The sequence below is a fragment of the Sporacetigenium mesophilum DSM 16796 genome, assembly GCF_059569055.1.
In genome coordinates, this window is the sequence record NZ_JCANUR010000010.1 from 78,986 (window position 1) to 92,205 (window position 13,220).

11 protein-coding genes are annotated in these 13,220 nt (G+C 30.6%); all 11 read left to right on the forward strand.

From position 1 onward, the window contains the following. The 11 genes from guaA to purD all read left to right on the forward strand — a co-directional run bounded on the left by guaA (position 1) and on the right by purD (position 13,218). Positions 1 to 1,536 (forward strand): glutamine-hydrolyzing GMP synthase, encoded by a 1,536-nt coding sequence (gene guaA, locus BS62_RS09525; protein ID WP_496491033.1) that lies wholly within the window; start codon positions 1 to 3, stop codon positions 1,534 to 1,536. A gap of 14 nt (positions 1,537 to 1,550) precedes the next feature. Further along, positions 1,551 to 2,891 (forward strand): NCS2 family permease, encoded by a 1,341-nt coding sequence (locus BS62_RS09530; protein WP_496491034.1) that lies wholly within the window; start codon positions 1,551 to 1,553, stop codon positions 2,889 to 2,891. Between the two features lie 228 nt (positions 2,892 to 3,119). Further along, a complete protein-coding gene (locus BS62_RS09535; RefSeq protein ID WP_496491035.1) occupies positions 3,120 to 4,457 on the forward strand; it encodes an NCS2 family permease in 1,338 nt (445 codons plus the stop codon). 216 nt (positions 4,458 to 4,673) lie between these two features. After that, entirely contained in the window at positions 4,674 to 6,008 is a 1,335-nt protein-coding gene (locus BS62_RS09540; protein WP_496491036.1) for an NCS2 family permease, read from the forward strand. A 247-nt stretch (positions 6,009 to 6,255) separates the two neighbouring features. After that, entirely contained in the window at positions 6,256 to 6,732 is a 477-nt protein-coding gene (gene purE, locus BS62_RS09545) for a 5-(carboxyamino)imidazole ribonucleotide mutase (RefSeq protein WP_496491037.1), read from the forward strand. Between the two features lie 5 nt (positions 6,733 to 6,737). Further along, positions 6,738 to 7,436 (forward strand): phosphoribosylaminoimidazolesuccinocarboxamide synthase, encoded by a 699-nt coding sequence (gene purC, locus BS62_RS09550; protein WP_496491038.1) that lies wholly within the window; start codon positions 6,738 to 6,740, stop codon positions 7,434 to 7,436. Between the two features lie 14 nt (positions 7,437 to 7,450). Then, complete coding sequence (purF, locus tag BS62_RS09555) at positions 7,451 to 8,818, forward strand: amidophosphoribosyltransferase (protein ID WP_496491039.1); 1,368 nt, start codon at positions 7,451 to 7,453, stop codon at positions 8,816 to 8,818. After that, the gene (gene purM / locus BS62_RS09560; protein ID WP_496491040.1) at positions 8,811 to 9,842 is read left to right on the forward strand and encodes a phosphoribosylformylglycinamidine cyclo-ligase; all 1,032 of its coding nucleotides are present in this window, start codon (positions 8,811 to 8,813) and stop codon (positions 9,840 to 9,842) included. The genes purF and purM overlap by 8 nt, the downstream gene beginning before the upstream one ends. Next, complete coding sequence (gene purN / locus BS62_RS09565) at positions 9,836 to 10,429, forward strand: phosphoribosylglycinamide formyltransferase (protein ID WP_496491041.1); 594 nt, start codon at positions 9,836 to 9,838, stop codon at positions 10,427 to 10,429. The genes purM and purN overlap by 7 nt, the downstream gene beginning before the upstream one ends. After that, complete coding sequence (gene purH, locus BS62_RS09570) at positions 10,422 to 11,954, forward strand: bifunctional phosphoribosylaminoimidazolecarboxamide formyltransferase/IMP cyclohydrolase (protein WP_496491042.1); 1,533 nt, start codon at positions 10,422 to 10,424, stop codon at positions 11,952 to 11,954. Before purN ends, purH begins: the two co-directional genes overlap by 8 nt. Before the next feature lie 10 nt (positions 11,955 to 11,964). Next, positions 11,965 to 13,218 (forward strand): phosphoribosylamine--glycine ligase, encoded by a 1,254-nt coding sequence (gene purD, locus BS62_RS09575; protein ID WP_496491043.1) that lies wholly within the window; start codon positions 11,965 to 11,967, stop codon positions 13,216 to 13,218. Positions 13,219 to 13,220 lie beyond the last annotated feature (2 nt).

The window sequence follows — 13,220 nt, forward strand, 5'->3', positions numbered from 1 at the left end:
ATGAAAAAAGAATTAATATTAATAGTAGATTTTGGGGGGCAATACAACCAATTAATAGCTAGACGAGTTAGAGAAAATAATGCATATTGTGAAATAATACCGCATAACTATAAAATAGAAAAAATAAAAGAAAAAGATCCTAAAGGCATAATTTTCACAGGTGGGCCTAACAGTGTTTATGCAGAAAATGCACCCACTATATCTAAAGAAATATTTGAACTAGGAGTACCTATACTTGGGATATGCTATGGAGCTCAGCTTATGGCTTATAAATTAGGTGGAAATGTAAGGAGGGGAGATAAAAGAGAATACGGGAAAACTACAATAAACTACGGACAATCTCCAATATTCAATAATATAAAAACTGACAACATAGTGTGGATGAGCCATACCGATTTAATAGATAAAGTACCAAATGGGTTTAGAGTAACTGCTAAAACATCTGAATGCCCTGTTGCAGCTATGGAAAATAAGGAACTAGATTTATATGGAGTTCAATTTCATCCAGAGGTTGAACATAGTATAGAAGGAGATAAAATATTAAGGAACTTCTTATATAATGTTTGCAAAATTAGCGGAGATTGGACTGCTGATTCTTTTATAAGTCAAAAAATTAAAGAAATAAAAGAAAAAGTTGGAGATAAAAAAGTACTATGTGCCTTGAGTGGTGGAGTAGATTCATCTGTTGCAGCAGTTCTTGTCCACAAAGCTATAGGATCTAATTTAACTTGTATATTTGTTGATCATGGCTTACTTAGAAAAAATGAAGGTGACGATGTAGAAAGAATATTTAGAGAAAAATTTGATATCAATTTAATAAGAGTTAACTGTGAAGATAGATTTTTAAGTAAACTAGCTGGAATCAGTGAACCAGAAACAAAGAGAAAAATAATAGGTGAAGAATTTATAAGGGTATTTGAAGAGGAATCAAATAAACTAGGGAAAATGAATTTCTTAGTTCAAGGAACTATATATCCAGATGTTATAGAAAGCGGACATGGTGAAGGTGGAGCATCTACTATAAAATCCCATCATAATGTTGGAGGAATACCTGAAGATATAGAGTTCGAAATAGTTGAGCCTTTAAGAGAACTATTCAAAGATGAAGTTAGAAAAATAGGTTTAGAACTTGGAATAGAAGAAGGATTGATATTTAGACATCCATTCCCAGGTCCAGGCCTTGGCATAAGAGTTATAGGAGATGTTACAAAAGAGAAATTAGACATATTAAGAGAAGCAGATGCCGTATATATGGAAGAATTAAAAAACGCAGGATTATATAGAGAAATATGGCAAGCATTCGCTACGTTACCAGATGTAAAAACTGTAGGAGTTATGGGTGATGAAAGAACATATGCTTACTTAGTAGGCTTAAGAGCAGTCACTTCTTCAGATGGGATGACATCAGATTGGTACAAGATGCCTTATGAAGTATTAGAAAAAATATCAAATAGAATAGTAAATGAAGTTGATGGGGTGAATCGAGTTGTATATGATATAACTTCTAAACCACCTGGAACTATAGAGTGGGAATAAAAGGAGGAATAAAAATGCAGTTATCACAAAAAGAAAAATTTCAAAATAAAAAAGGTATACTAGATAAAATATTTAAGTTATCAGAAAGTAACACAAATGTTAAAACTGAGGTGTTAGCCGGGATAACTACTTTTATGACTATTGCATATATATTGGTTGTAAACCCAACAATATTAGGGGAAGCAGGAATGAATAAAGAAGCTGTATTTACAGCTACTGCTGTTGCTTCATTTATAGGGTGTCTTATTATGGGACTTCTTGCTAACTATCCTATAGTGTTAGCGCCGAGCATGGGGTTAAATGCATTCTTTGCCTATACTGTAGTTTTGACTATGGGTTATAGTTGGCAGTTTGCTCTATGTGCAGCATTTATAGAAGGGATAATATTTATATTGTTAACTGTTACTAATGTTCGTGAAAAGATAATAAATTGTATGCCGGATGTTTTAAAACATGCAATTACAGCAGGTATAGGATTATTTATAGCTTTTATCGGTTTTGTAAATGCAGGCCTAATAGTACAAGGTGGAGCTATACTATCACTAGGTAAATTAACATCTCCACTGGTATTACTTTCTTTATTTGGCCTTATAATGGCATCTATATTATTAGCTAGAAATGTAAAAGGTGCATTTTTAATATCTATGGTAGTAACAACTATTTTAGGTATAGTTATTAGTATAGTACCTATGCCAAGTAGCATAGTATCATCGGTACCATCTATAAAGCCGGTATTTATGCAGTTATTTAATGTTGATAAAGCTCAACTATTTAGTTTAGATATGGCAGTTGTAGTTCTTGTTTTATTATTTGTTAATATGTTTGACTCTATAGGATTTTTATTAGGAATAGCAAGTAAGGCTAATTTGTTAGATGAAAATGGAAAACTGCCTAGAGTAGAAAAGGCCTTATTAGCTGAATCTATTGCAACTACTACGGCAGCTCTTCTAGGAACATCTACATTAGCGACAACTGTTGAAAGTGGGGCAGGTATAGCAGAAGGAGGAAGAACAGGTCTTACAGCTTGTGTGGCAGGATTAATGTTTTTAATATCTTTATTCTTTGCTCCGATATTTATAGCTATACCAGCACAAGCAACAGCTCCAGTACTTATATTAGTAGGAGTTATGATGGCTAGTTCATTACTAAAAATAAACTTTGATGACTTTACAGATGCGATACCGGCGTTTTTAACATTTATATTAATGCCATTAAGTTATAGTGTAGCTGATGGAATCATGCTAGGTATAATATCTTATACAATTATAAAGGTTTTATCTAATAAAAGAGAAGAAGTGAATATAACTTTAATTATATTGTCTGTATTATTTGTACTAAAGTTTATATTTTTATAGAATGAAAACTTAATAAATTACAATGTAAATTGATATATGTTAATTTAATTAACGTATATCAATTTTTTTATAAGTATTTCGAATTATTTTTTATAAAATTAAATTATTATTCGTAAAATGCATTGACTAACAACATATAATATATTAAAATATAAATATAAAGTTAGACATATAACGAACTATAATAACAATACAAAAAATATTATAAGGGAAAAAGGGGGCTTTAAAATGCAATTATCTAAAAATATTAATTATGAAAAAAGAAATCTGCTAGATAAGTTATTTAAGTTAACTGAGAATAAAACTAATGTTAAAACTGAGATACTAGCAGGGACAACTACATTTATGACCATGGCATATATATTAGTTGTAAATCCTATGATATTAGGAGATGCTGGAATGGATAAAGGAGCCGTATTTACAGCTACAGCTTTAGCTTCATTTATAGCTTGCGCAGTTATGGCTTTTCTTGCAAATTATCCAATAGCATTAGCACCTGGTATGGGGCTTAATGCATTCATGGCATATACAGTTGTTTTAGGAATGGGATATAGTTGGCAGTTTGCATTGTGTGCAGTTTTAATAGAAGGAATAATATTTATATTGTTGACTCTTACAAATGTTCGTGAAAAAATAATAGATTGTATACCTACAGTTCTGAAACATGCTGTCACAGCAGGTATAGGATTGTTTATAGCTTTTATAGGTTTAGTTAATGCAGGCATAGTTACCCAAGGCGGGGCTATAATAGCGTTAGGAAATATGAAGTCTCCCCTTGTAATATTATCAATATTTGGAATACTATTGGCTTCAATATTATTAGTCAAAAACATAAAAGGAGCTTTTTTAATAGCTATGCTAGTTTTATCCGCAATAGGCATGGTATCTCAAATCGTACCTTTCCCAAGTGAGATAGTATCTTCAGTACCCTCGTTAAAGCCTATATTTTTACAAGCATTTAATATAGAAACTTCTCAAATATTTAGTTTGGATATGGTAGTTATAGTATTTACATTCTTGTTTGTTGACTTATTTGATACTGTAGGATGTTTAGTAGGGGTTGCAAGCAAAGGCAATCTGCTAGATGAAAATGGAAAATTACCTAAGGCAAAACAAGCATTATTTGCTGATGCGATAGGCACTACTGCAGGAGCTTTATTAGGAACTTCAACAGTAACTTCTTATGTAGAAAGTGCATCAGGAATATCTGAAGGTGGAAGAACTGGACTTACAGCATTGACAACAGGAATTTTATTTTTAGCATCATTATTCTTTGCTCCAGTATTTACAGCGATACCAGCTCAAGCAACGGCACCAGTGCTTATATTGGTTGGCGTTATGATGTCTAGCTCGCTACTTCATATAAACTTTGATGATTTTACAGATGCAATACCAGCATTTTTAACTGTTGTAATGATGCCTCTTGCTTATAGTATAGCTGACGGTATAATATTCGGAATAGTATCTTATACAGTTATAAAAGGACTATCTAATAAAAGAAAAGAAGTTAATTTAAGTTTGATTATATTATCTGTATTGTTTATAGCAAAATTTATATTACTTTAAAAATAAAATTGATATATATTGGGAAACCTAATATATATCAATTTTTTTATGCAAAAATTCGAATTATTTATGTGGAACATATAAAAACATTCGGAATTTCATATTGCAAAAATACGTACTATAATATATAATAAGAGTATAATGTTAGACAAAATTAGACAAAATATGAATATTAATTATATAAAAATAAAAAATGTGACTAACAGGAGGATAAACATGCAGACATCTCAAAATTTTGGGAAAAAAAATGGATTATTAGAGAAATTATTTAAGTTATCAGAGCATAATACGAATATTAAAACAGAAGTATTAGCTGGGATTACTACGTTTATGACTATGGCATATATATTAGTTGTAAATCCAATGATACTAGGTGATGCGGGAATGGATAAAGGAGCTGTATTTACAGCTACAGCACTAGTTTCATTTATTGCTTCTGTAGCTATGGCACTTCTTGCAAATTACCCTATAGCACTAGCGCCTGGTATGGGGCTTAATGCGTTCTTTGCGTATACGGTAGTTTTAGGAATGGGGTATAGTTGGCAGTTTGCATTATGTGCGGTTGTCGTAGAAGGTGTAATATTTATCATTCTAAGTCTTACAAATATTCGTGAAAAAGTAATAGATGCAATACCAACAGTTTTAAAACATGCAATTACAGGTGGAATAGGATTTTTTATAGCATTTATAGGATTGATCAATGCAGGTGTAATTAAACAAGGTGGAGCGATTCTAGAAGTAGGAAATCTTAAATCGCCATTAGTTTTACTTGCGTTATTTGGCCTAATATTGGCTTCGGTATTATTAGCTAGAAATATAAAAGGTGCATTTTTAATATCGATATTAGTAACTTCAGCAATAGGGATGGCAATAAATATAGTTGGATTACCAACAGGTATAGTATCATCAGTTCCATCTTTAAAACCAGTATTTATGCAATTTATGAATGTAGACCAATCGAAATTATTTAGTTTAGATATGGTAGTTATAGTATTTACATTCTTATTTGTTAATCTGTTTGACACAGTAGGATGTTTAGTTGGACTAGCTAGTAAAGCAGGGATGTTAGATGAAAATGGAAAATTGCCTAGGGCTAAAGAAGCGTTACTTGCAGATGCTATAGGTACGACAACAGCTGGACTTCTAGGAACGTCTACAGTAGTTTCATATATAGAAAGTGCTTCAGGAATATCTGAAGGGGGAAGAACTGGACTTACAGCTTTAACAACAGGAATGTTATTCTTAATGTCATTATTCTTTGCTCCGATATTTATAGCGATACCAGCCCAAGCAACAGCATCAGTGCTTATATTGGTTGGAGTTATGATGGCAAGTTCATTGCTTAATATAAACTTTGATGATTTCACAGATGCAGTACCAGCATTTTTAACAGTTGTAATTATGCCATTCACTTACAGTATAGCTGATGGAATAATGTTTGGGATAATATCTTATACAATTATAAAATTATTGACTAAGAGAACTAAAGAAGTTCAAATTTCACTTATTATACTATCTCTGTTATTTATAGTAAAATTCGCTTTACTATAAAACAAACTCATAATTTAAACTTGAAATAACATACATTATTCGATGTATGTTATTTTTTTATGGTTTTTACATATATTACGAATTATGTTTATATATTTTTAAAAAACATACGTATTTATTGTTGACTATATGCGTACAATATACTAACATATAAATATAAAAGTTAGGTATATATCGAACTATAATATTAAAAGGTGAATTAAAGTTTGAGAAATACTTAGAATCTAATTTTAAAGGAGGGAAAAACATGAAAATATCAATAATTATGGGATCTATATCAGATTATCCAAAATTAGAAGAAGGAATAGACCTAATTAAAGAGTTTGGAATAAAAACTGAAGTTAGAGCATTGTCAGCACATAGAACTCCAAAACAACTAATGAGTTTTTTAAACGAGATAGAAAATAATACAGATGTTATAGTAGCAGCTGCTGGTAAAGCAGCGCATCTTCCTGGAGTAATAGCTTCTCATACATTAATACCTATAGTTGGTCTGCCGATTAAATCATCCACTCTCGATGGATTAGATTCACTTCTTTCAATAGTTCAAATGCCTAAGGGAATACCTGTTGCAACAGTAACGATAGATTCAGGTTTAAATGCAGCTCTTATGGCAATTCAAATAATGTCTATAAAATATCCAGAATTAAAACAAAAACTAAAAAATTATAGAATTGAAATGGAAAACAAGGTATTAGAAGATGATGAAAAATTAAGGGGGTAATTAAAATGAAATTATTATACGAGGGAAAAGCAAAAAGAGTATTTTTAACAGAAAACAACAATGAATATGTAGTTTACTTTAAAGATGATGCGACTGCTTTTAATGGAATTAAAAAAGATGAAATATATGAAAAAGGAATAATAAATAATAAGATATCTTCTATAGTATTTGAAATGCTGGAAAAAGAGGGCGTAGAAACTCACTATATTAAAAATATATCTGATAGAGAAATGTTAGTAAAAAAGGTAGAAATACTTCCTCTTGAAGTTATAGTTAGAAATATATCAGCAGGATCTATGTGTAAGAGGTTAGGGCTAGAAGAAGGAATACAATTTGAAGAACCTGTATTTGAATTATGCTATAAAAATGATGAATATGGAGATCCATTAATAAATGACGATCATGTTATAGCTATGAAGTTAGCGACTAAAGAAGAAATAGATTATATAAAACAACAAACTTTTAGGATAAATAATGTTATGAAGAAATTTTTCGAAGATATGAATCTAAAATTAGTAGATTTTAAATTAGAATTTGGAAAAACGTCAGATGGAAAAGTAATACTTGCAGATGAAGTATCGCCTGACACTTGTAGGTTATGGGATGCTAATACTAACGAAAAATATGATAAGGATAGATTTAGAAGGGACTTAGGAAATGTAATAGAAGGTTACAAAGAAGTCTTAACTAGAATGGGTTGCTAATAGGGGGAATAAATATGTGCGGTATAGTGGGTGTATATTCAAATAAGGATGTTTCAAAAGAGTTATATTATGCTTTATATTCCATACAACACAGAGGTCAAGAAAGTTGCGGGATGGCCGTATCATCAGATAATGGAATAGAATACAAAAAAGATATGGGATTAGTTGGAGAAGTATTTAAGGAAGAGGAGTTAGAAAAGTTAAATGGTAATTTTGGTATAGGTCATGTTAGATATTCAACAGCTGGTGGAAGTCATATATCTAACTGTCAACCTTTGGTAGGAATATGTAGAGGAAGAAAGTTGGCGTTAGCACATAATGGAAATTTGGTAAATGAAAAATATTTAAGAACAACTTTAGAAGATGAAGGTTTTATGTTTCAAACTAATACAGATTCTGAGGTTATATTATATATATTAGCTAGGTACTATAAAGGCGATATTGTAGAAAGTCTAAAAATAACTATGGATTATATAAAGGGAGCTTATTCCTTGGTTATAATGAGTGAAGATGAATTGGTAGCGGTAAGAGACCCTCATGGATTTAGACCTTTAGTTTTAGGTAAAAAAGGAGATACCTATATAGTTGCATCTGAAACTTGTGCAATAGATATAATAGGTGGAGAAATAGTCAGAGATATAGAACCTGGAGAAATAATAGTTATAAAAAACAATGAATTAAAGTCTTATAATTATAGGGAAAATTACAAGGAATTAAAGAAAACTTGCATATTTGAACATATATACTTTGCTAGAAATGACGCCACTTTAGATGGGGTAAATGCTTATGAATTTAGAGTTAGGTGTGGAGAAATACTTGCAAAGGAAGATGATATAGATGTAGATATAGTAGTTCCTGTTCCAGATTCAGGTTGGTCAGGAGCAATTGGATATTCAAGAGCTAGTAATGTACGGCTAGCTGAAGGATTAGTAAAGAATAGATATGTTGGAAGAACTTTTATAAAGCCTACTCAGGCTGAACGTGAAATAGGTGTTAAAATAAAGCTCAACCCTCTAACTTCAGTAGTTAAAGGTAAATCTATAATATTAGTAGATGATTCAATAGTTAGAGGTACTACTTCTAAAAAAATAATAGATTCCCTAAAAAATTCAGGAGCTAGAGAAGTTCACGTAAGAATAATATCTCCTCCTGTAAAGTATCCATGTTTTTATGGAATAGATACTCCAAATCGCAAACATCTAATTGCAGCTAATAATTCAGTGGATGAGATTTGTAAATCTATAGGAGCAGATAGTCTTAAGTTTATAGATATAGATGGAATTTTAGAAGCAGGGAATAACCAAAATATATTCTGTAAAGCATGTTTCGATGGAAGTTATCCAGTAGAAATTACAGATAAGGGGGAAGATATCTATGCTTAATATAACTTATAAAGATTCAGGTGTTGATATAGATGAAGGAAATAAAGCGGTAAATTTAATCAAAAATAAAATAAAATCTACTTATGACAATAATGTAATAGGAGATTTAGGTAATTTTAGTGGATTATATAGTTTAAAAGAATTTACAGGAATGAAAGAGCCAGTATTACTTTCTTCAACTGATGGAGTTGGCACGAAGTTGAAAATTGCTCAAATGATAGATATACACAATACTGTAGGCATAGATTTGGTTGCAATGTGTGTTAATGATCTTATATGTCAAGGAGCAAGACCTCTATTTTTCTTAGATTATATAGCAACTGGGAAGCTAAAGGCTGAAAATGTAGAAAGTATAGTAGGTGGGATAGTAGAAGGTTGTAAACTTGCAAATTGTGCTTTGATAGGTGGAGAAACTGCTGAAATGCCAGGGATGTATTCCAATGGAGAATATGACTTAGCGGGGTTTTCAGTTGGAATATGTGATAGAGAAAAAATAGTTACAGGAAGTGATGTTAAAGAAGGAGATGTATTAATAGGGATATCTTCAAGTGGGATACACAGTAATGGATACTCATTTGTAAGAAAAATCTTCTTAGATACTCTTAAATGGGATTTAAGTAAATATGTACCTGAACTAGGAAAAACATTAGGAGAAGCATTACTAGAGCCGACAAAAATATATGTAAAATTAGTTATGGATTTATTAAATAAATATGATATAAAAGCCATAGCGCATATAACTGGAGGCGGGCTTATAGAAAATATACCTAGAGTTATACCCAAGGGATTAGGAGTAAGCATAAACAAGAATTCATGGGATAAACCAGCAATATTTAGTCTTATAGAAAATATTAATAGCATAGGTGAAATAGAATTGCACAAAAGTTTTAATATGGGAATAGGCTTAGTTATAGCGGTAGAACAAGAAAAGGCTGATGAAATACTAGAATATATCAATTCCATTGATAAGGGGTATATTATAGGTCAGGTTACTAAAAAACAGGTCGGAGTAGAATTATGCTAAATATAGCAGTTCTCATATCTGGAGGAGGAACAAATTTACAAGCTCTTATAGATTCTGCTGCTGAAAATGAAATAAATGGAGAAATAAAATTAGTAATATCTAATAAAAAAGATGCTTATGGACTGGAACGTGCTAAAAAAAACAATATAGAGGCTATATATGAAAATGATGAGGAAAATATAATAAAATTATTAAAAGAAAAAAACATAGGATTAATAGTTCTAGCAGGATATTTAAAAATTATAAGCCCTAAATTTGTCGATGAATTTAGAAATAAGATAATAAATATACATCCATCACTTATACCATCCTTTTGTGGTGAAGGATATTATGGCAAAAAAGTGCACAAGTCCGTTCTTGATTATGGAGTTAAAATAACAGGAGCTACTGTACATTTTGTAAATGAGGAAGCAGATGCTGGACCTATAATAATACAAAAATGTATAGACGTTTTAGAAAATGACACAGTAGATACTATAGCAAAGCGAGTTTTAGATATAGAACATGAAATACTTAAAAAATCTGTAAAACTTTTCTGTGATAATAAAATAAAATTTCATAGTGGGAGAGTGTTTATAAATGAATAAAAGAGCATTAATAAGCGTTACTAATAAAGAGGGAATAGTTGATTTTGCTAAAAGTTTAAATACCCTTGGATATGAAATAGTATCTACAGGAAACACATATAGCATATTAAAACAAAATAATATAGATGTTATCCAAGTTGATGAAGTTACAAATTTTCCAGAAATGTTAGATGGAAGAGTTAAGACTCTAAATCCATATATACATGGAGGTATATTATATAAAAGAGATAAAGAAGAACATTTAGAAACTATACAAAAATACAGTATAAGTCCTATAGATATGGTAGTTGTAAACTTATACGATTTTGAAGGGGCATTAAAAAGCGGAAAAGATCACAGTGGAATGATAGAAAATATAGATATAGGCGGCCCAACTCTTATAAGGTCATCTGCTAAAAATTATAAAGATGTAACAGTAGTTGTAGATATAGAAGATTATAATTTTATAATAGAAAAACTAGAAAATAGAGGATTAAGTTTAGAAGATAGAAAAAGACTTGCATTTAAGGCGTTTTCTTTAACTGGTCGCTACGATGCTTTAATATCTAACTACTTTGCAAATGTACTAAATGAAAAATATCCTAACTACTTAAATCTAACATTTGAAAAGGAATGTAACTTAAGATATGGGGAAAATCCACACCAAGATGCTGTTTTATATAAACAAAGTAATGCACAAAACTCTATATTAAATTTTGAACAATTAAATGGTAAAGAATTATCTTTTAATAATATAAATGACTTAAATTCAGTACTAGAAATTATGAAAGAATTTAAAAATAGCGAAGAAATAGCCTGTGTCGCAATAAAACATACAAATCCATGTGGTGTTGGAATGGGTGTCGATTCTTTTGAAGCTTATCAAAAGTGTTATGAAGGTGATAAAACATCTATATTCGGAGGCATAGTAGGAATTACATCTATTATAGATACAAAAACGGCACAAAAAATGAATGAGATATTCTTAGAGATAATAGTAGCGTATGACTTTACGGAAGAGGCTTTAGAAATATTAAAACAAAAGAAAAATCTAAGGGTATTAAAGATAAACAACCTAGAAGGAAGCAATCAAAACTATGACTTTAAATATTTAGATGGTAAATTATTAGCACAAGATAAAAATGAATCTTTAGCACAAAGTTATAAAGTAGTTACTGCAAATGTTCCAACTTCCAACCAAATAAAGGATATGGAATTTGGGCTTAAGGTGGTTAAACATATGAAATCTAATGCTATAGCAATAGTTAAAGATGGGCAAACATTAGCACTAGGATGTGGGCAAACATCTAGAATATGGGCACTTAAAAATGCTATAGAAAATAATATTGATAAGAATTTTGAAGGTGCAATACTGGCATCTGATGCATTTTTCCCATTCGAAGATTGCGTAACTTTAGCTGCTAAATATGGAATAAAAGGGATAATACAACCTGGCGGATCTATGAGAGATGAAGATTCTATAAAGGCTTGTGATAAGAATAATATATCTATGGTATTTACAGGAATAAGACACTTCAAACACTAAGGAGGACAATATGAGAGTTTTAGTTATAGGCAGTGGAGGAAGAGAACACACCATAGTATGGAAATTAAAGGGTGAAGACAATGTAAAAGAGATATATTGTGCACCAGGTAATGCAGGAATATCTAAAATAGCTGAGTGTATAAATATAGGTGACAATGAAATTGAAAGATTATCGAATTTTGCTTTAACTAATAATATAGATTTAACTATAGTTGGACCAGAAGTTCCGTTAGTTAATGGAATAGTTGATAAATTTCAAGCTCTTGGTCTTAAAATATTTGGACCGAATAAACAATGTGCACAGTTAGAAGGAAGTAAATCATTTTCAAAAGATTTTATGATAAGACATAATATCCCAACAGCAAAATATAGAGAATATATTGATATAAATAGTGCTATAAAAGATATTGATAACTTCGGATATCCTGTAGTTTTAAAAGCAGATGGGTTAGCTGCTGGAAAAGGAGTAGTTATAGCTCAGAATAGGGAAGAGGCATTAAATACTTTAAAAGAAATGATGGAAGAAAAAAAGTTTGGAGAAGCTGGAAATAAAGTAGTTATAGAAGAATATTTAAGTGGAATAGAGACCTCTATACTAGCTTTTGTAGATAGTGGCACCATAGTTCCTATGGTAAGTGCTAAAGATCACAAGAGAATATATGATAATGAAGAAGGGCCTAACACAGGAGGAATGGGTACGTTTTCTCCAAGTAGCATATATACTGAAGAATTATCAAGTATTATAAAAGACCAAGTATTACAAAGAACATTAGATGGTTTAAAAAAAGATAAATTAAACTATAAGGGAGTTATATTTATAGGCTTAATGATGACAAATGATGGACCAAAGGTATTAGAATATAACGTTAGATTTGGAGATCCTGAGACTCAAGTTGTACTCACAAGGCTTAAAACAAACTTAACAGATATTATAGATTCTATATTAAATAATGATTTAAAAAATATAGATATAAAATATGAAGATTGTGCTACTGTATGTGTAATGCTTACATCAAAAGGATATCCAGATAATTATGAAAAGGGAAAAATCATAACAGGCACTGATTGTGTCGACGAAGATATAATGGTATTTCATAGTGGAACTAAATTAGTAAATGATAACTTAGTTACTAATGGAGGAAGGGTAATAGGAATTACAGCTAAGGGAAAAACTCTTAAGGAAGCAACTGAAAAGGCTTATAAGAATGTAGCAAAAGTTAAATTTGAAGGTGCTCACTATAGAAATGATATAGGACTAAAATAAAT

Bases quoted from the DNA above. Each gene is read 5' to 3' on its own strand.
- guaA (WP_496491033.1), top strand. From the start codon at position 1: ATGAAAAAAGAATTAATATTAATAGTAGATTTTGGGGGGCAATACAAC.
- BS62_RS09530 (WP_496491034.1), top strand. From the start codon at position 1,551: ATGCAGTTATCACAAAAAGAAAAATTTCAAAATAAAAAAGGTATACTA.
- BS62_RS09535 (WP_496491035.1), top strand. From the start codon at position 3,120: ATGCAATTATCTAAAAATATTAATTATGAAAAAAGAAATCTGCTAGAT.
- BS62_RS09540 (WP_496491036.1), top strand. From the start codon at position 4,674: ATGCAGACATCTCAAAATTTTGGGAAAAAAAATGGATTATTAGAGAAA.
- purE (WP_496491037.1), top strand. From the start codon at position 6,256: ATGAAAATATCAATAATTATGGGATCTATATCAGATTATCCAAAATTA.
- purC (WP_496491038.1), top strand. From the start codon at position 6,738: ATGAAATTATTATACGAGGGAAAAGCAAAAAGAGTATTTTTAACAGAA.
- purF (WP_496491039.1), top strand. From the start codon at position 7,451: ATGTGCGGTATAGTGGGTGTATATTCAAATAAGGATGTTTCAAAAGAG.
- purM (WP_496491040.1), top strand. From the start codon at position 8,811: ATGCTTAATATAACTTATAAAGATTCAGGTGTTGATATAGATGAAGGA.
- purN (WP_496491041.1), top strand. From the start codon at position 9,836: ATGCTAAATATAGCAGTTCTCATATCTGGAGGAGGAACAAATTTACAA.
- purH (WP_496491042.1), top strand. From the start codon at position 10,422: ATGAATAAAAGAGCATTAATAAGCGTTACTAATAAAGAGGGAATAGTT.
- purD (WP_496491043.1), top strand. From the start codon at position 11,965: ATGAGAGTTTTAGTTATAGGCAGTGGAGGAAGAGAACACACCATAGTA.